Raw genomic sequence first — 17,667 nt, 5'->3', positions numbered from 1 at the left:
AGGGGATTATGATAGCGACGATCCCATTCATGGAGACGCCCCATGCAAATCCAAGTGGAATTTTCCATCGTCCCCATCGGCGGCGATCCGCATCTGGCCCGCGACATCGCCCGCTGTCAGCAGATCCTCCTCGAACACGGCCTGCACGTGGAACTGCATGCCATGGGCACCAACATCGAAGGCGACTGGGACACGGTGATGACAGCCATCCGCGCCTGCCACCAGACCCTGCATCAGGCCGGCCGGCCGCGTCTGTACGGGGTGCTCAAAATCGTCAGCGCCGGCGACGGAGAAAAGCCTTTCGAGGAAAAGGTCAACCGGGTGCAACAATTCATGGTCGCCGGAGCCGATTAGAATTCGGCCCAGTCCAGCGGTGCGTCGTCCGCCCCTGCGGGCGCAGCGGCGCCTAAACGCCGCTGTTCCAGGCCGACGAAGTCGAACAGCGCGCGGTCGGCCAGCTGCGAGGGGGAGACGTGCTGCAGCGCCCGGAAGATGGTCTCCAGGCGGCCGGGATGGCGCTGCTCCCAGGCCTGTAGCATGGCCTTCATGGCCTGACGCTGCAGGTGGTCCTGGGAGCCGCACAGGTTGCAGGGGATGACGGGGAACCCCATCGCCTCGGCGTAGGCGGCGATGTCGCTTTCCCGGCAATAGGCCAGGGGGCGGATGACGATGTGCTTCTTGTCGTCGCTGAGCAGCTTGGGCGGCATGGCTTTGAGGCGGCCGCCGTAGAACAGGTTGAGGAAGAAGGTTTCCAGGATGTCGTCGCGGTGGTGGCCGAGGGCGATTTTGGTGAAACCGTGCGCTTCGGCAAAGCCGTAAAGAATGCCGCGGCGCAGGCGCGAACACAGGCCGCAGGTGGTCTTGCCCTCGGGGACGATTTCCTTGACCACGCTGTAGGTGTCGCGCTCGATGATGTGATAGGGCACGCCCCGCCGCTCGAAATAGTCCGGCAAAACGTCGGCGGGGAAACCGGGCTGCTTTTGATCCAGATTGACCGCGTGAACCTCGAAGGAAACCGGCGCGGTGTGCTGCAGATTGAGGAGAATTTCCAGCAGGGTGAAGGAATCCTTACCGCCGGAGACGCAGACCATCACCTTGTCGCCGTCCTGGATCATGGCGTAATCGGCGATGGCCTGACCCACCTGGCGGCGCAGGCGCTTTTGCAGCTTGTTGAATTCGTAGCGCCGCTTTCCCGTCAGGGCATCGGCCGGATTGCGCGCGGCCTGCATCAATCCCGATAGCGTTGCAGGATCAGGGTGGCGTTGGTGCCACCGAAACCGAAGCTGTTGGACATCACCGTGTTCAGCGCCACCCCGTCGATACGCTCGCGGACGATGGGAATCCCCTCGGCGCCCGGATCGAGATTTTCGATGTTGGCGGAAGCAGCGATGAAACCGTTTTCCATCATCAGCAGGCTGTAGATCGCCTCCATCACCCCGGCCCCGCCCAGTGCATGGCCGGTGAGGGATTTGGTGGAACTGACCGGCGGCACCGCATCACCGAAGACTTCGCGCAGCGCCTCCAGCTCCTTGATGTCCCCTACGGGGGTGGAAGTACCGTGGGCGTTGATGTAATCGATTTTCCCTTCGGTGGTGGCCAGAGCCTGACGCATGCAGCGGATCGCCCCCTCGCCGGAAGGCTGGACCATGTCGTAACCGTCGGAAGTGGCCCCATAACCGACCACCTCGGCATAGATCCTGGCACCGCGGGCTTTGGCCACTTCCAGATCCTCCAGCACCACCACCCCGGCACCGCCGGAGATCACGAAACCGTCGCGATTGACGTCGTAGGGACGGGAAGCGGTCTGGGGCCGGTCGTTGTACTTGGTGGACAGCGCCCCCATGGCGTCGAAGGTCAGGGTCAAGGTCCAGTGGATCATTTCGCCGCCACCGGCGAAAACCCGGTCCTGCTTGCCCATCTGGATCAGTTCCACCCCGTGACCGATGCAGTGGGCGCTGGTGGAACAGGCGGAACTGATGGAGTAGTTGACGCCCTTGATCCTGAACGGCGTGGCCAGGCAGGCGGAATGGGTGCTCGACATCACCCGCGGCACCCGATAGGGGCCGACCCGCTTGATGCCCTTCTCCCGCAGGATGTCGGCCGCCTCGACGATGTCCTTGGTGGAAGGCCCCCCGGAACCCATGACCAAACCGGTGCGTTCGTTGGAAACCTCGCCCGCTTCCAGGCCGGCGTCGGCGATGGCCTCCTGCATGGCGATGTAGTTGTAAGCCGCCCCCTCTCCCATGAAACGCAGGATCTTGCGGTCGATATGCTCGGCTGGATCGAGCCGGATCGGGCCGTAGACGTGGCTGCGCAACCCCAGATCCCGGTATTCCTCGGAAAACTCGATTCCACTGCGACCTTCGCGCAGGGAGGCGAGCACCTCGTCCTTGTTGTTGCCAATGCTGGAAACGATGCCAAAACCGGTAACGACCACCCGTCTCATGCTCAAAACCCCTCCGTCGATGTGAACAGTCCAACCCGAAGATCGCTGGCCTCGTACAAGGTCCTGCCGTCGCATTCCAGGGTAGCGTCCGCGATGCCCATCACCAGCTTGCGCAGCACGACCCGCTTGAGGTCGATGCGGTAGATCACTTGCTTGTGGTGGGGCAATACCTGGCCGCGGAACTTGACCTCGCCGGCGCCCAGGGCGCGGCCGCGTCCCGGGGCCCCCATCCAGCCGAGGAAAAAACCCACCAGCTGCCACATGGCGTCGAGCCCCAGACACCCGGGCATCACCGGGTCGGATTCGAAATGGCATTGAAAGAACCACAGATCGGGTTTGATGTCGAGTTCGGCCACGATCTCCCCCTTGCCGAACCTTCCCCCCTCGTCGCTGATATGGGTGATACGGTCGAACATCAACATCGGCGGCAACGGCAGGCGGGCGTTGCCGGGGCCGAACAGTTCGCCGTGCCCACAGCGGATCAGATCCTCGTAATCGTAACGGCTTTGTTTTTGCTGCATGAAACCAGGCCAGTCCATGAAAAATACGGCCCGCTATTATCCAACAGATGGCGGATAAATTCTAATCGGCAGGGCAGCGCGCTGGAGGCGGCGCCTCCGGCCGGGGACGGCCCGGGACCGGCGTCGCGTAATCGCTGAGACGGCGCCGGTTTTCGCCCAGGCGTTTCTGATAGATCATCGCGTAGGCGAGCACGGCGCGGACGTAACGGCGGGTCTCGCGGAAAGAGAGGGTCTCGATCCAGATGTCGGCGGGCAGCGTTCGCACCGGCAACCAGCGCTCGACCCGGTGGGGACCGGCGTTGTAGGCGGCGGTGGCAAGCACGAAATGCCCCCCGAAGCGTTCCAGCAGGCTGCGGAAATAGGCGGTACCGTAACGGATGTTGGTTTCGGGCCGCTCCAGACGCCGCAGGGAAGGCAGCCGCTCATCGAGACGCCTGGCGACCCGCCGCGCGGTCGCCGGCATCAGCTGCATCAGGCCGCGCGCTCCTGCACCCGAGCGGGCCCGGACGTCGAAGGCGCTTTCCCGACGGATGATGCCGTAGACGTAGGCCGGATCGAGCCGTTGCGTGCCGGCGTAACGGCGTACCTGCGCCAGGAATCGGAGGGGAAAGCGGATCTCCAGGTCGTCCCAGTGGTCGGCCCGGGCGGCGGCGACGATCGCCATCTGCGACCATCCCATTTCCTGCGCCACCCGGGCGGCCGCCAGCAAGGTATCGTGATCGGCGTACCGGAGCAGGTACCACCACTCCCGCCGCGCGTCCCAATAGCGGTCGAGGGCGAGAAATTCCCGCACCGCCGCCAGCGAACGGCTGCGTCGCAGTGTCGCCAACGCCGCTTCGGAAGGGGCGATGGGACGATGATCGATGGCATAGTCCCGTCCCAGGCGGTCGGCGGCGAGAAAGCCGTAGAAGTCGGCCGACTGGGCGGTGGTGCGATAGAGCGGCACGGCGGCTTCTTTGCTCTGGACCCGTTCCTGCACCCGCGCCTCCCAGTAGCGCCAGTGCGGCGTCACCCGCAACGCCTGCGGCAGGCGCTTCAAGGCCTCCGCCACCTGCCGCCAACGTTGATGCCGCAAGGCGCTGCGTACCCGCCAGGCGGCCACGTCGGCATCGCTGGCGGTATCGGGCAACGCCGCCAGCCACTTCCAGGCACGGGGATCGTGACGCCAAGCCAGACGCAATCCCAAGACACGCATCACCTCGTGACGCTGGGCGGCGGTCAGGGGGAACATCTCTCCCGCTTCCCGCCACCACGCCAGGGCCTGGGGCAGATCGCGTCTTGCCAGACGCTTGAGGCCGTGGACGAAGATTTCCCCATCCCGGCGCCAGACTTTGGGCCACGGCCGGCAGACGAAGCGGGCCGGATCCCGGTGGACCTGGAACCAGAATTCGGCCCGTCGCCGCCGCTTTCCGGGCAATTGCCGCGCCAGATAAGCGGCCAGCTGCGGATGGTTTTCCGTCAGCGCCAGGCGAAAACGCTGTTCGATCAACGTTGGCGTGATTTTGCCCTTGCCGCGCCACAGGGCGAACACCCGGTCGCAAGCCCTGGGCTGGGAACGCCCCGCCAGCCAGAGCGCACGCGCCGCTTTCCAGGCAGCATCGGCTTTCCCCACCCGATACAGGGCCCAGGCCCTGTGGCACGCCAGGGCCGGAACGCCCGGATCGCGGTAAAGACGCAAAAAGTCACCCCACCGTCCTGCTTCGGCCAGGTGTTTCAGCAGGGCGATGCGCACCGGCCGGGCGTAAGGCGTCTGGCGGTAACGTTGCAGGAAATCTTCGACCTCGGCCACAGGTTCGGGGCTGCGGCGGTAATGGCGGGCCCACAGATAAGGGACCAGGGGATAATCCGCCAGCTGGGACATGATCTGACGGAATCGCTCGATCTTCCCGCCCGCCAGGGCTTTTTCCGCCTGAAGGAAACGGGCACGCCGGGGATCCGGCGCCGTAGCCGCCACCGCTACGCCCACCACGCCGGCCAGCAGCCAGACGATCAAAATACGCATCGCCGTTATCCCCTATCCACTTCATATAATATAGGGCAATCTCCGCCAGGAATGTCGTCAATAACAATCAGGAGTTCATCCGATGTCGCGTTTTTCCCTCCTGCTGTCGCTGTGCATTCCCTCCCTGGCCTGGGCCACCCATGACATGCCTCCCCTGAAAACGCCGCTAGTGGACCATCCAGTCGCCCTGGCCTGCGTCGGCGTCTTCGTGCTCGCCTACGTCCTGGTCATGCTCGAGGACGTGCTGGAACTGCGCAAATCCAAGCCCATCCTGCTGGCGGCGGCGGTCATCTGGGTGCTTATCTCCCTGCTCGACAGGCATCTGGGGATTCTGCCGGACCGGGCCAAGTACGTCCTGCGCGCCGAGCTGGTGGAATACGCCGAGCTGTTCCTGTTCCTGCTGGTGGCCACCGTTTACGTCAACCTGCTGGACGAACGCGGCCTGTTCAAAATGCTGTGCTGCCGCATCGCCTCGCGCCGGATCGATTACCGCAGCCTGTTCTGGATGCTCGGCTGGATCAGCTTCCTGCTCTCCACCGTGGTCAACAACCTGACCACAGCCCTGATCGTCGCCACCGTGACCTTGATGATCGGCCGCGACAACCCCCGCTTCATCGCCCTCACCTGCCTGAGCGCGGTGATCGCCTCCAACGCCGGCGGCGCTTTCAGCCCCTTCGGCGACATCACCACCCTGATGGTGTGGCAGCAGGACAAACTGGACTTCGTCCAGTTCTTTCCCCTGTTCCTGCCGGCGCTGATGAATTTTCTGGTACCGGCGCTGTGCCTCCACTGGGCCATCCCCAGAGGGATCCCCCCTTACCCGGAAGTGTGCGAACTGGGCACCAAACGGGGCACCTGGATCATCCTGACCTTGTTCTTCACGACCATCCTCATCGCCGTGGTATTCGAGCAGGTGTTCGAGCTGCCCCCTTACCTGGGCATGATGGCGGGCCTGGCGTTGCTGATGTTCTACGCTTATCACATGGAACGGCGCCATCCGGACAAGAGCTTCGACATCTTCCATCAAATGCGCACGGTGGAATGGGACACCTTGTTGTTCTTCTTCGGGGTGGTGTTCGCGGTCGGCGGCCTGCGGTATCTCGGCTACCTGGCCCTGGCTTCGGAAAAGATCTATACCGACCTGGGCCCCGGCATCGCCAACATTCTGGTAGGCTTCCTGTCGGCGGTGGTGGACAACGTTCCGGTGATGCTGGCGGTGCTGCAGATGGAGCCTGAGATGGACGTGTTCCAGTGGCAACTGGTGACGCTGACCGCCGGGGTCGGCGGTTCGATGCTGGCGGTGGGCTCGGCCGCAGGGGTGGCGATGCTGGGGCAGGCGCGCGCCTACTACACCTCCCTGCTGCATCTGCGCTGGAGTCCGGTGATCGCGCTGGGCTACGCCGCCAGTATCGTGGCGCACTACCTGCTCAACGGGTCCTGACCGGCAGGGCGATCAGGCAGGCCAACAGGCTGACCCCGGCGGCGGCGTCGAACACCCATGCCGCCCCCCAAGACTGCCAGTACAACCCGGCCAGATAGCTGCCGGTCATGCTGCCGAGGCCGAAGCTGAGGCTGCTGTAGAGCGCCTGCCCCTTGCCCTGATGCCGGGGACCGAAGAACCGGCGCAACAGCTGCATCGCCACCGCATGGTTGACGGCGAAGGTGGCCGCATGCAGCGTCTGGGCCACAGCCAGAACGACAAGATCCTGGGGATAGTGTCCGATCAGGTGCCAGCGCAGCGCTCCCAGGGCGATGCTCGCCAGCCACAACCCGCGCAGCGGCAACCAGCGCAGCAGCCAGGGAAAGATCAGGAACAGGGCGATTTCCGCCACCACCCCCAGGGTCCACAGCCCACCGATCAGGGCGCCCGAATAGCCGTGGGCCTGAAGATGGAGGGAATAAAAGACGTAATAGGGACCGTGGGCGACCTGGACCAGGAAGATCACCACCAGAAACGCCAGCACCTTAAGGCGCCACAGCAACCGCCCCCAGGGCTCGTGGTGGGCCTGGAGCGGGGGCGGCGGTTCCGGCACCACCTGGGTGCTGAGCCAGATCAGTCCCAGAATCCCCGCCACCACCCGGGGCAGCAGCCCGGTGCCGTAGCGGTCCAGCACCATCCCCAGCGCCAGGACAGCGACGATGAACCCCACCGACCCCCACAACCGTACCCACGGATAGCGGTCGATGCGGTCGTGCAGATGCGCCAAGGTCACCGCCTCGAACTGGGACAACGCCGCACTCCAGCAAAAGCCGAAGGCCAGCGTCGCCGCCAGCAACTTCGGATAGTCGCGCAGATACAGGAACGGCAGGAAGAACGTCGCCGCCAGCAGACAGGCCACCCGCACCCAGGGAATCCGCCGCCCGGTATGGTCGGCGATCCAACCCAGAAAATTGGGGGCGGCGACCTTGGTAGCCGACAGCAACGCCATGACCGTACCGATCTGCAGCGGCTTCAGGCCCAGATCGCGCAGATACAGGCTCCAGTAGGGCAGAAGCGCCCCCAGGGAGGCGAAATAGAAGAAGTAGAACGCCGCCAGCCGGGCATAGGGAACCGCAGCGCTCCTGGAATCCTTTCGCACCAGACGGACCTCATGCGCCGGTGGCTGACGGATACGGGTTCCGGGGCATACCCGGCAGCCGCATCTTCGGACGGGAAATCAGTCGGCCGCTCCCGGAATCGGCGCCAGCGGCGGGGTCACGTCGAGATTCTGGGCCCGGTGGCGCAAATAATGGTCCATCAGCACGATGGCCGTCATGGCCTCGGCGATGGGAACGGCGCGGATGCCGACACAGGGATCGTGCCGCCCCTTGGTGACCACTTCCACCGGCCGGCCGTGAACGTCGATGCCGCGCCCTGGAATCGGCAGGCTGGAGGTGGGTTTGAGGGCGATGTGAGCGACGATGTCCTGACCGCTGGAGATACCGCCAAGGATGCCGCCGGCGTGGTTGCTCAGAAAGCCTTCCGGGGTCATCTCGTCGCGGAACTCGGTGCCGCGGGCATCGACACACTTGAAACCGGCGCCGATCTCCACCCCCTTGACCGCGTTGATGCTCATCAGGGCGTGGGCCAGCTCGGCATCGAGGCGGTCGAAAACCGGCTCCCCCAGCCCCGGCGGCACGCCGGTGGCCACCACCGTCACCTTCGCCCCCACCGAATCCCCCTTGAGGGACTTCATGAAGTGCTCCAGTTCCGGGACCTTGTCCGGATCCGGGCAGAAGAAGGGATTCTGGGACACCGCCTCCCACGATACCAGCTCCAGCTCGATGGGACCAAGCTGGGACAGACAGCCGCGGATCTCCACCCCCAGGCGCAGGCGCAGATACTTTTTGGCGATGGCCCCAGCCGCCACTCGCATCGCTGTCTCCCGGGCGCTGGCGCGGCCGCCGCCGCGGTAGTCGCGGAAACCGTATTTCTGGGTATAGACGTAATCGGCGTGGCCGGGACGGAAGCGGTCGGCGATGTTGGAATAATCCTTGGAGCGCTGATCCACATTCTCGATCAACAGCCCGATGGGCGTGCCGGTGGTGCGCCCCTCGAACACCCCGGAAAGAATCCGGACCCGGTCCGGCTCGCGCCGCTGGGTGGTAAAGCGCGACTGGCCCGGACGGCGACGGTCGAGCTCCCGCTGCAGGTCGGCTTCCGTCAGTTCCAGCCCCGGCGGGCAACCGTCGACGATGGCTCCCAGGGCCGGGCCGTGGCTTTCGCCGAAGGTGGTGACGGTGAACAGTCTGCCAAAAGTGTTTCCCGACATGGATTCGATCCTCAATCGCTGCTGAAATCGTCGCGGTGGCGGCGCACCTGCTCGGCGCTGAGAAGAAACACCCCCTCCCCGCCGCGCTCGAACTCGATCCAAAGGAACGGCACCTGCGGGCAGCGGCGCCGCAGCGCCTCGGCGCTGGCGCCCACCTCCACCACCAGAATACCGTCGTCGGCGAGGTGGTCCCCGGCCCCGGCCAGAATCCGCAGCACGCAGTCCAGCCCTTCGGGGCCGCTTTCCAGCCCCATTCTCGGTTCGGCGTGATATTCCGGTGGCAGCTGCCGCCATTCTTCCCGGCCCACGTAAGGGGGATTGCTGACGATGAGCTGGTAACGGCGCCCTGCCAGCGGCTCGAACAGATCGCCAGCGAGCAGCTCGACCCGCTCCGCCAGATGATGACGGCGGACGTTGATGCGCGCCACCTCCAGGGCGTCGGCGGACAGATCCACCGCATCCACGCGGGCTTCGGGAAAGGCGTAGGCACAGGCGATGGCGATGCATCCGGATCCGGTGCACAGATCAAGGACGCGATCCACCCCGACGCCGTCGAGCCACGGAGAGAAGTGCTGTTCGATCAGCTCCGCGATGGGTGAGCGCGGCACCAGCACCCGCTCGTCCACGTAGAAGGATAGACCGCAAAACAGGGCTTCGTGAGTGAGATAGGCGGCGGGCTTGCGGGTTTCGATGCGGCGGTCGAGAATGTCCGCCAGCTGGCGTTTCTCCTCCGGGGTGAGACGGGCCTCGAGATAGAAGTCCGGCAGATCGTAGGGCAGGTGCAGACTGTGGAGCACCAGGGCGGCGGCCTCGTCCAGGGCGTTGTCGGTCCCGTGTCCGAAGTGCAGGCCGACGGCGTTGAAGCGGCTCGCCCCCCAACGGATGAAGTCCCGGATGGTGTGGAGGTGATCGAATGCGGCGCTCATGGGGGAAATCCGGAAAAATCGGCATTATAGCGCAACCGCCAGCCTCGGACCGAGGCGAAAACCGACTATGCTAAAAAACGGGAAAGATACACGGAGCGCGACATGAAACCAGCGGGGTGGCTTGCGGCATTGCTGATGGGGATGGGGGCAGCGATGGCTGGCGAGACGGATCTGTTCGCGGATGACGAAACCACCATCGAGCTCGATTCCGGCGAAGAAACCCTGGAACCGGGCGGTGAAGCCGAGGGGGCAGACCTCTTCGGGGAGGTGGAGGAAACTTCCTCACCTACGCCGGCACCGTTTCCGGTGAAATTGGGCGGGGATGTGGGGCTGGAATACCGCTTCTTCCATGACCACGGCCTCGATTCGGGCATGGACTACCATCACAATTTCTCCTTCTATCTACAGCCGGAATTCAGCTACCGCAGCGGACGCCACCGGTTTCGCTTCAAACCCTTCTGGCGCTACGACCAGCACGACAGCCGCCGCACCCACTTCGACATCCGCGAACTGGTCTGGCAGGGAAGCTGGGACAAATGGACCGTGCACGCCGGCATCGACAAGGTCTTCTGGGGGGTGACCGAATCCCGTCACACCGTGGACATCATCAATCAGACCGACCTGATCGAAAACACCGACACCGAAGACAAACTGGGCCAGCCGATGCTGCGCATCGACTACAGCGACCTGCGCTGGGGCACGGTCAGCGCCTTCTATCTGCCAGTGTCGCGCAAGCGCACCTATCCCGGCAAGCACGGCCGCCTGCGCCCGCCGCTGCCCATCACCGCTTCCGTCGATCACGACGGCAACGCCGATCCCACCCACCCGGATTTCGCCCTGCGCTGGGCCAGAACCTTCGGCTACTGGGACGTGGGCCTGACCTACTTCCACGGCGTCACCCGCCGCCCCCGCTTCCGGCTCCAGTTCGACGAATTCTTCCGTCCGGTCAGCCTGCGGCCGGTGTACGAAGTCATCGACCAGGTCAGCCTCGACGTCCAGGGCGTCACCGGCAACTGGCTCTGGAAGTTCGAGGGCTTCCACCGCGCCGGCCAGGGCACGACCTTCCAGCAGCTGACCGCCGGCTTCGAATACACCTTCAGCGGCGTGTTCGGCACCGGGGCCGACTGGGGCTTCCTGATGGAATTCCTTTACGACAACCGCGAAAACCAGCTGCCGCTGCTCAATTTCGTGCCGTTCGAAAAGGACATCTTCGTCGGCACCCGTCTGGCCCTCAACGACGTCCAGAGCACCGAACTGCTCGCCGGCGCCATCATGGATTTCGACACCGGCACCACTTCCTACAACATCGAAGCCAGCCGCCGCTTCGGCGAGCATTGGAAGGTGTATCTGGAGATGCGCGGTTTCGTCAACACCGACCCGAAGGACGCCGGCTATGTGTTCCGCAAGGAAAACTATCTCCAGGCGGAACTGCAGTATTACTTCTGAAACCGGACTGGCAGGCAACGGCAATCGAGCACCCCCAGCGCCGGATTGCGGCATTCGGCCAGCCTGACCGCATAGCGCCGCGCGCCGGTGACCAGCACCACCACTTGCTCGGCGTCCAGCGGCTGGGATGCCAGCAGCAGGCGGGGAGGTTCCTCGTCATGCACCAGCAGGGCCCGCTGATAGCGGCTCCCGCCCGGCAGGTGGGCCGGCTGCAGGCCGACGGCCGTCACCTCTCCTGCCAGGGGATGCCAGTTCAGTTCCACCCGGTCCGGGGCCGGCTGATGCAAATGGGTGACGACCCCGAGCTGCAGCAGGCAGCGGTTTCCAGCTTCGAACACGCCCACCAGCTCCCCCGGCTGCCAGGCGCCGCCTTTCACCTCCCAGTGGAATTGCTTCCGGATCGCCGTCTCCTGCCGAACCGCCTCCCCCCGCAAACAATCGAAAATCGACACCAGTCCGGTCACCAATTCCACGGATTCGGCGGCGACCGGCGCAAATTCGGCCGTCCGTCCCTGCCAGCGTTCCAGCAGGGCTTCAAGCCAGTCACGGCTGATGGTTTCCGAAGGCTGGCGGAGAGCCTCGTACCGCCCCTGGCCGGCCGCCAGATCCCGGTGCGCCATCAGCATGTCGAACAACCCTTGCAGATTCACCCGCCAGCCACGGTCACCGGCCGCCTGCCAGCGAGCCGGAAGCGGCACCTCGGTATCGATCCGCCAGCCCGCCACCTGACTTTCCTCGACCGCAAGCAGAGGCGCCCATTTTTCGCTCAGGGCGTCGAGCATCGCCACTTCCCGGGGATGGAGGCCGGGTAGGTCTGCCAGACCCAATAGCAACAGACGCTGGTAGTTCCGCGCCGTCTGGGAAAACGCCCGGTCACGGCGACCGGCCCGCATCCTGGCATCGAAATAGAGGCGGTGGATCTCCGGCCACAACGCCGTCGGCCAAGGCTGATGCGCCAGGGCCGCCGTCACCAGGGAGCGGCGGAGACAGTCGAACAGCTGCGCCAAATACCGGAATTGCGCTGGTCGTCCCAGATAGATCCGCGTGTACCCGCGTGCTGCTTCCAACCAAAGCCGGCTCATATTGAGATGACGCGCGTATTCCGTTTCGTCCAGGGGGAACCCCTGCGGCAACGGCCACCGGTCCTGCAACGCTTCGAAGCATTGCAGGGTCTGTGCAAGCGCGCGTTCGTGGTCCCGGGAGGCGGGCCAGGCCGTCAGCACTTCGAGCCAACGCGGCAGACTGGCTTCATCCACCGGCTGTCGCAGACACCGCTGTAATGCTTCCCCGGTCAAGGCGTCCACCGTCTCCCGGGCTAGTTCAGGCAATTGCAGCATTTCATCGACTCCCGAATGATTCCCCGATCCAGTGTGGGAGAATCCACTGTATCAGACCCATACATCTCTGGCCTGTCCCGAACACGAATCGATCGAGTTTCGAAGGCTTTGGGGGCGATCGACACGGGCAGCTTCGCTATGTGTCAAGCCCCGTGAGATTATGTACACGTTTTTTGAAGAGTTCCGGTCGTTTCTTCTGCCAGTCTTTGAGGGCCTGTACTGGTGAGATGTGTCCCAGGGCCTTCTGGGGGATCTGATGGTTGTAGACACTGGCATACTGCATCAAGGTCCGTTCCAGATCCTGGCTGCTTTGGAAGCGGGTGGTTTTGAGGATCTCGGCGATCCGACCGTTGAAACGTTCGACCATGCCGTTGGTCTGCGGGCGTTTGGGTGGGATGAGGCGGTGCTCGATGCCATGGCGTTGGCAGCCCTGGTCGAAAAGGTGACGGCCGGTCGGTTCGCGCTCCCCGGTGGCGCAGAAGCGGTCGGTGAACTCTTTGCCGTTGTCGGTCAGGACCTTGGTGATTTTGAAGGGAGCCTTGGCGATCAGGCGGTTCAGGAAGCCGGCAGCGACCTTGGCTTCCTTGGTGGGATGGATCTCCAGGTAGACCCAACGACTGGCCCGGTCGATGGCGACGAAGAGGTAACGGCCCCGGCTCTCATCGGGCATCTTGGGCAGGTACTTGATGTCGATGTGGACAAACCCGGGCTCGTAGTCCTTGAAACCCTTCTTTTTGCCCTTGGAGGGGGCATCTTCCCCTTCCCGGGCGGCGATCAGGGCCTTGAGATTGGAGACCCCATGGCGGCGCAGCAGCCGGTCCAGAGCCGAGCGGGACATCTCGGGATAGATGAAGCGATGAACGACCGCCAGCAGGTCATCCAGGGGCAACAGCAGGGTTTCGCGCAGACAGACGACGATCGCTTCCTGCTGCGGGGTCAGGGTGGCATGGATGCGATGGGGCCGGTGCGAGGCGTCCTCGACCGAATCGCGCTGGCGCCACTTGCGGATGGTGTGACGATGAACGCCGTATTTCTTGGCCAGGACCGTGGCCGGCAGATCGGAATTCTGGATCTCCCGGCGGATCTCAGGGGTGGTGCGGGCTTTCTTGTGAAGACGGATGACCATGGCTTCCTCCTTCTCCGTCAAACTTGAACCTTCTTTCCGGCCTGAGCCTCTGCCATCAGCTCGTTCAGAACATCCCAGGCACGGAACAAAGGATAGCTCCTTTTGGGGATATGATCACACGGGACCCAACAGCTATGGCGAAGACTAGCACATTCAACCAGACGCTACCCTTTGAAAATCGGGGAAATAACTGATCCAACGTTGACCCGCCAGGCCGTTACGGTCAAAATCAGGGCGTGCCGCGGGAACCCACAAACCAGAAAGCCCGCGTTTAAGGAGGAGGAATATCTCGCATGAGCACGAATGACATCGATCTGGAAAAACGCCGCTTCCTGACCCAAACCACCGTGGCTTTGGGAGCCGTCGGCGCCGGCCTTGCCGCCACACCGTTCATCAGCTACATGAACCCCGGCGCCGGGGCCCTGGAGGCGGCTGCTCCCATCGACGTGGACATCAGCAAGCTGGAGCCGGGACAGCTGATCCGGGTGGAATGGCGCGGCCAGCCGGTGTGGGTCCTCAACCGCACCGAGGAGATGCTCGCCAGCCTGGAGAAAATCGAACCGCGGCTGCGCGACCCCAATTCCGACAAATCGGTGCAGCCCCCCTACTGCAAAAACCGGTACCGTTCCATCAAACCGGAGATCTTCGTCGCCGTGGGGATCTGCACCCATCTTGGCTGTTCGCCCACCTACCGCCCGGAAGTGGCCCCGCCGGATCTGGGCAAAGACTGGCTGGGGGGATTCTTCTGCCCCTGTCACGGTTCCGGCTTCGATCTGGCCGGTCGTGTCTTCAAGAAGGTGCCGGCGCCCAAGAACCTGGTGGTACCCCCTTACCGTTACGTGACCGACACCCACATCGTCGTCGGTGAAGATCAGCAGCAGGAGGCCGCCTGACATGCAAGAAGTCAACAACAACCGCTGTGGCTCCAGGCTCATCGCCTGGATCGATGAGCGCTTTCCTCTGACCAAGGTCTGGAACGAACACCTGGCCAAATACTACGCACCGAAGAACCTGAACTTCTGGTACTTCTTCGGTTCCTTCGCCTTCATCGTGCTCGTCAACCAGATCCTCACCGGCATCTGGCTGACGATGAACTACAAACCCGCCGCCCAGCTGGCCTTCGATTCGGTCGAGGCCATCATGCGCGACTTCAACTGGGGCTGGCTGATCCGCTACCTGCATTCGACCGGAGCGTCGATGTTCTTCATCGTCGTCTATCTCCACATCTTCCGCGGCATGCTGTACGGCTCCTACAAGAAACCGCGGGAGCTGGTCTGGATTCTGGGGGTGAGTCTGTTCATCGCCCTGATGGCCGAGGCCTTCATGGGCTATCTGCTGCCGTGGGGGCAGATGTCCTATTGGGGCGCTAACGTGATCGTGTCCCTGTTCGGCGCCATTCCGGTGATTGGCGAGGACATCGCCACCTGGCTGCGGGGGGATTTTCTGATCTCCGACGTTACCCTCAACCGCTTCTTCTCCTTCCACGTGATCGCGGTGCCGCTGGTAATCGTGTTTCTGGTATTCCTGCACATCGTCGCCCTCCACAAGGTGGGCTCCAACAATCCCGACGGCGTCGAGATCAAGCAATATAAGGACGCAAACGGCGTGCCCCTGGACGGGATTCCCTTCCACCCCTACTACACCGTCAAGGATCTGTTCGGGGCCACGGTGTTTCTGGCCGTCTGCGCCTGGATCGTGTTCTACGCCCCGGAATTTGGCGGCTATTTTCTGGAGAAGCCCAACTTCATTCCCGCCGATCCAATGAAGACCCCGGAACACATCGCCCCGGTATGGTACTTCACGCCGTTCTATTCGATCCTGCGGGCGGTTCCGAGCAAATTCGGCGGCATGGTGCTGATGTTCGCCGCCATCCTCGTCCTGTTCGTGCTGCCCTGGCTCGACCGCTGTCCGGTCAAGTCGATCCGTTACCGCGGCAACCTCTACAAAATCGCCTTAGCGCTGATGGTCATCAGCTTCGTGGGCCTGGGTTACCTGGGCACCCAGGCGCCGACGCCGACCTCGGCCTTCTTCAGCGCCCTGTTCACCACCGTGTATTTCGGCTTCTTCGTGCTGATGCCGATCTACACCCGAATGGAGATCACCAAGCCGGTTCCGCAGCGGGTCACGATGCCCAAACCCATTCTGGAACGGGAAGGGTGGTTCTACGACCAGCTCAGGAAAACAGTGGGATGTGTGCGCAAAGCGCCCTGGTTTCGCGTGATCGAAGCCCAGTGGTTGAAAGTCCGCACTTTCATGGAAAACAACAAATATTTGAGACACTTCCTATGAAAAAACTCATTCTGGCTTTCCTGCTCCTGTGTCCGGTGTGGGCGGCGGCGGAATTGGGGGCGCCGCTGCAGCAACCCGACATCGACGTCTTCGACAAACAATCCCTGCGCCGCGGCCTGAAGACCTACGTGGACCGCTGTCTGGGCTGCCATTCCCTCAAGCACCTGCGTTACCGGCGCCTGCAGCAGGATCTGGCGCTCAGCGACGCGGAAATGAAGGCGCTGTTCCCCCATTTGGAACGCATCATCGGCACCATGACCACCGCTATGGACGACAAGGACGCCAAGGCCTGGTTCGGCGTCGCCACCCCGGATCTGTCGGAACGGGTACGGGCGCTGGGAAGCGACTGGCTCTATACCTATCTGCGCACCTTCTACAAGGACGACAAACGTCCCTTCGGAGTCAACAACTGGGTCTTCAAGGACGTGGCCATGCCCCACGTGTTGTGGGACCTGCAGGGCGAGCAGGCGCCGGTGATCGTGGAGACGGGCGGCAACCCGGTCATCCAGAAGCTGGAATTGGTCAAGCCGGGGGAACTTTCGCCCCAGGAATTCAACCGCCTGGTCGCCGACCTGGTCAATTTCATGGCCTATGCCGCCGAACCGGCCCAGCTGGAGCGGGTCAAGATCGGCAAGTACGTGATCCTCTTTTTGCTGCTCCTGGCCTTCGTCAGCTGGCGCCTGAAGAAGGCCTACTGGCAAGACGTGCATTGAGGTCCGTGGTACAATACCGGCGCCGGTTTAACCGCGAACCGGCGCCCACTTCCACCCAAACCGCAACGCCAAGGCAGTGATGTCGCTGTACTGTTCTCCCACTTGCCCTTACAGTCATCAGGTTCGCTTCGTCTGGCACGAAAAGGGCGTGCAGGCGGACATCCATTACATCGATCCGGAAAACCCGCCGGCGGATGTCATCGATCTCAACCCTTATCACGAAAGCGTGTTCACCACATTGGTCGATCGTGACCTGGTCCTTTACGATCACAGGATCATCATGGAATATCTGGACGAGCGCTTTCCCCATCCTCCGCTTCATCCCATGGAGCCGGTCGCGCGGGCCCAGGCACGGATGCTGATCCACCGCATCGACCACGACTGGTACCGGCTGCTCGATGAAATCCAGAATTCCGGCGAGAAGAAGGCTGCCCGGGCCCGCAAAACCCTGCGTGAGGATCTGATCGTCGCCACCCCCCTGTTCGCCGCCAAGCCCTACTTCCTCAGTGAAGAGTTCTCGCTGGTGGACTGCGCCCTGGCCCCGCTGCTGTGGCGCCTGCCCTCGGTGGGGATCGACCTGTCCCGGGAAGCCGCGCCGATCCGGGCCTACGCCCAACGGATCTTCGCCCGCGAAGCCTTCCAGAGCAGTCTGAGCGAAGCGGAACGGGAAATGGCGCAACTGCCGCTGAGTGCCTGAAATGACGTCCCTGCGCCCTTATCTGATCCGCGCCATCTACGAGTGGATCGTGGACAACGACCTAACGCCCTACGTGCTGGTGGACGCCGAACGCGACGACGTACAAGTCCCCCGCCAGTACGTCCAGGACGGCCGTATCGTGCTCAACCTCTCCCCCAATGCTGTGGTCGGACTGGAAATGGACAACGAGGCGGTCAGCTTCCAGGCCCGTTTCAGGGGAACGCCGATGCAGGTCTATCTGCCCGTGCGCGCGATTCTGGCGATCTACGCCCAGGAAACCGGCAAGGGCATGGTCTTCGACGAGGAAATGGACGGCGACGAGACGCCGCCCCCTTCCGGGCCCTCCGAGCCGCGCGGCGAAAAACCCAAAGCGAAATCTAAGCGGCCGGCGCTGAAGGTCGTCAAATGACCC

Annotated in this window: 17 protein-coding genes; 8 read left to right on the top strand and 9 right to left on the bottom strand. The window is 63.4% G+C overall.

The features are described 5' to 3' along the window. The first annotated feature begins 42 nt into the window (after positions 1-42). A complete protein-coding gene (locus MIN45_RS09100; RefSeq protein WP_286291691.1) occupies positions 43-354 on the top strand; it encodes an MTH1187 family thiamine-binding protein in 312 nt (103 codons plus the stop codon). Here the strand turns inward: MIN45_RS09100 and ttcA are convergent. The 4 genes from ttcA to MIN45_RS09080 all read right to left on the bottom strand — a co-directional run bounded on the left by ttcA (position 351) and on the right by MIN45_RS09080 (position 4,969). Continuing rightward, a complete protein-coding gene (ttcA, locus tag MIN45_RS09095) occupies positions 351-1,229 on the bottom strand; it encodes a tRNA 2-thiocytidine(32) synthetase TtcA (protein WP_286291690.1) in 879 nt (292 codons plus the stop codon). The genes MIN45_RS09100 and ttcA overlap by 4 nt on opposite strands. Beyond that, a complete protein-coding gene (fabB, locus tag MIN45_RS09090) occupies positions 1,229-2,446 on the bottom strand; it encodes a beta-ketoacyl-ACP synthase I (RefSeq protein WP_286291689.1) in 1,218 nt (405 codons plus the stop codon). Before fabB ends, ttcA begins: the two co-directional genes overlap by 1 nt. Before the next feature lie 2 nt (positions 2,447-2,448). Beyond that, positions 2,449-2,967, bottom strand: coding sequence for a 3-hydroxyacyl-[acyl-carrier-protein] dehydratase FabA (gene fabA, locus MIN45_RS09085; RefSeq protein WP_286291688.1), 519 nt, complete (start codon positions 2,965-2,967; stop codon positions 2,449-2,451). Between the two features lie 61 nt (positions 2,968-3,028). Next, positions 3,029-4,969 carry a transglycosylase SLT domain-containing protein gene (locus tag MIN45_RS09080; RefSeq protein ID WP_286291687.1) on the bottom strand — a complete coding sequence of 647 codons (1,941 nt, stop codon included), beginning with the start codon at positions 4,967-4,969 and terminating at the stop codon, positions 3,029-3,031. Positions 4,970-5,051: 82 nt separating this feature from the next. Here MIN45_RS09080 and nhaD point away from each other — a divergent pair, with 82 nt between their 5' ends. Further along, positions 5,052-6,410: a sodium:proton antiporter NhaD gene (gene nhaD / locus MIN45_RS09075; RefSeq protein ID WP_286291686.1), complete on the top strand. Its 1,359-nt coding sequence runs from the start codon at positions 5,052-5,054 to the stop codon at positions 6,408-6,410. On the opposite strand, the gene MIN45_RS09070 is transcribed toward nhaD, so the two are convergent. From MIN45_RS09070 to prmB, 3 genes are all read right to left on the bottom strand, one after another. After that, entirely contained in the window at positions 6,397-7,548 is a 1,152-nt protein-coding gene (locus MIN45_RS09070; RefSeq protein WP_286291685.1) for an MFS transporter, read from the bottom strand. The two genes, nhaD and MIN45_RS09070, sit on opposite strands and share 14 nt — an antisense overlap. 78 nt (positions 7,549-7,626) lie before the next feature. Further along, positions 7,627-8,721 (bottom strand): chorismate synthase, encoded by a 1,095-nt coding sequence (aroC, locus tag MIN45_RS09065; RefSeq protein ID WP_286291684.1) that lies wholly within the window; start codon positions 8,719-8,721, stop codon positions 7,627-7,629. An 11-nt stretch (positions 8,722-8,732) separates the two neighbouring features. Then, positions 8,733-9,647 carry a 50S ribosomal protein L3 N(5)-glutamine methyltransferase gene (gene prmB, locus MIN45_RS09060; RefSeq protein WP_286291683.1) on the bottom strand — a complete coding sequence of 305 codons (915 nt, stop codon included), beginning with the start codon at positions 9,645-9,647 and terminating at the stop codon, positions 8,733-8,735. A 102-nt stretch (positions 9,648-9,749) separates the two neighbouring features. On the opposite strand from prmB, the gene MIN45_RS09055 reads away from it, so the two are divergent. Next, positions 9,750-11,093, top strand: a complete 1,344-nt coding sequence (locus MIN45_RS09055; RefSeq protein WP_286291682.1) for a hypothetical protein — start codon at positions 9,750-9,752, stop codon at positions 11,091-11,093. Here MIN45_RS09055 and MIN45_RS09050 read toward each other — a convergent pair. Beyond that, on the bottom strand, positions 11,084-12,430 hold the full coding sequence (locus tag MIN45_RS09050) for a hypothetical protein (RefSeq protein WP_286291680.1): 1,347 nt from the start codon (positions 12,428-12,430) through the stop codon (positions 11,084-11,086). The two genes, MIN45_RS09055 and MIN45_RS09050, sit on opposite strands and share 10 nt — an antisense overlap. A gap of 136 nt (positions 12,431-12,566) precedes the next feature. After that, positions 12,567-13,556, bottom strand: a complete 990-nt coding sequence (locus tag MIN45_RS09045) for an IS481 family transposase (RefSeq protein ID WP_286291679.1) — start codon at positions 13,554-13,556, stop codon at positions 12,567-12,569. A gap of 293 nt (positions 13,557-13,849) precedes the next feature. On the opposite strand from MIN45_RS09045, the gene petA reads away from it, so the two are divergent. The 5 genes from petA to MIN45_RS09020 all read left to right on the top strand — a co-directional run bounded on the left by petA (position 13,850) and on the right by MIN45_RS09020 (position 17,664). Beyond that, positions 13,850-14,449, top strand: coding sequence for a ubiquinol-cytochrome c reductase iron-sulfur subunit (petA, locus tag MIN45_RS09040; protein WP_286291678.1), 600 nt, complete (start codon positions 13,850-13,852; stop codon positions 14,447-14,449). 1 nt (position 14,450) lies between these two features. After that, positions 14,451-15,845: a cytochrome b gene (locus MIN45_RS09035; protein ID WP_286291677.1), complete on the top strand. Its 1,395-nt coding sequence runs from the start codon at positions 14,451-14,453 to the stop codon at positions 15,843-15,845. Then, on the top strand, positions 15,842-16,558 hold the full coding sequence (locus MIN45_RS09030; protein ID WP_286291676.1) for a cytochrome c1: 717 nt from the start codon (positions 15,842-15,844) through the stop codon (positions 16,556-16,558). Before MIN45_RS09035 ends, MIN45_RS09030 begins: the two co-directional genes overlap by 4 nt. 79 nt (positions 16,559-16,637) lie before the next feature. After that, on the top strand, positions 16,638-17,255 hold the full coding sequence (locus tag MIN45_RS09025) for a glutathione binding-like protein (RefSeq protein WP_286291675.1): 618 nt from the start codon (positions 16,638-16,640) through the stop codon (positions 17,253-17,255). A gap of 1 nt (position 17,256) precedes the next feature. Then, a complete protein-coding gene (locus tag MIN45_RS09020) occupies positions 17,257-17,664 on the top strand; it encodes a ClpXP protease specificity-enhancing factor (protein WP_286291673.1) in 408 nt (135 codons plus the stop codon). Positions 17,665-17,667 lie beyond the last annotated feature (3 nt).

The sequence above is a fragment of the Methylomarinovum tepidoasis genome (assembly GCF_030294985.1).
Lineage (GTDB): Bacteria > Pseudomonadota > Gammaproteobacteria > Methylococcales > Methylothermaceae > Methylohalobius > Methylohalobius tepidoasis.
The sequence above is the reverse complement of the archived record's forward strand: the minus strand, read 5'-3'. Positions and strand labels throughout refer to the sequence as shown.

Bases quoted from the DNA above. Each gene is read 5' to 3' on its own strand.
- MIN45_RS09100 (WP_286291691.1), top strand. From the start codon at position 43: ATGCAAATCCAAGTGGAATTTTCCATCGTCCCCATCGGCGGCGATCCG.
- ttcA (WP_286291690.1), bottom strand. From the start codon at position 1,229: ATGCAGGCCGCGCGCAATCCGGCCGATGCCCTGACGGGAAAGCGGCGC.
- fabB (WP_286291689.1), bottom strand. From the start codon at position 2,446: ATGAGACGGGTGGTCGTTACCGGTTTTGGCATCGTTTCCAGCATTGGC.
- fabA (WP_286291688.1), bottom strand. From the start codon at position 2,967: ATGCAGCAAAAACAAAGCCGTTACGATTACGAGGATCTGATCCGCTGT.
- MIN45_RS09080 (WP_286291687.1), bottom strand. From the start codon at position 4,969: ATGCGTATTTTGATCGTCTGGCTGCTGGCCGGCGTGGTGGGCGTAGCG.
- nhaD (WP_286291686.1), top strand. From the start codon at position 5,052: ATGTCGCGTTTTTCCCTCCTGCTGTCGCTGTGCATTCCCTCCCTGGCC.
- aroC (WP_286291684.1), bottom strand. From the start codon at position 8,721: ATGTCGGGAAACACTTTTGGCAGACTGTTCACCGTCACCACCTTCGGC.
- prmB (WP_286291683.1), bottom strand. From the start codon at position 9,647: ATGAGCGCCGCATTCGATCACCTCCACACCATCCGGGACTTCATCCGT.
- MIN45_RS09055 (WP_286291682.1), top strand. From the start codon at position 9,750: ATGAAACCAGCGGGGTGGCTTGCGGCATTGCTGATGGGGATGGGGGCA.
- MIN45_RS09050 (WP_286291680.1), bottom strand. From the start codon at position 12,430: ATGCTGCAATTGCCTGAACTAGCCCGGGAGACGGTGGACGCCTTGACC.
- MIN45_RS09045 (WP_286291679.1), bottom strand. From the start codon at position 13,556: ATGGTCATCCGTCTTCACAAGAAAGCCCGCACCACCCCTGAGATCCGC.
- petA (WP_286291678.1), top strand. From the start codon at position 13,850: ATGAGCACGAATGACATCGATCTGGAAAAACGCCGCTTCCTGACCCAA.
- MIN45_RS09035 (WP_286291677.1), top strand. From the start codon at position 14,451: ATGCAAGAAGTCAACAACAACCGCTGTGGCTCCAGGCTCATCGCCTGG.
- MIN45_RS09030 (WP_286291676.1), top strand. From the start codon at position 15,842: ATGAAAAAACTCATTCTGGCTTTCCTGCTCCTGTGTCCGGTGTGGGCG.
- MIN45_RS09025 (WP_286291675.1), top strand. From the start codon at position 16,638: ATGTCGCTGTACTGTTCTCCCACTTGCCCTTACAGTCATCAGGTTCGC.
- MIN45_RS09020 (WP_286291673.1), top strand. From the start codon at position 17,257: ATGACGTCCCTGCGCCCTTATCTGATCCGCGCCATCTACGAGTGGATC.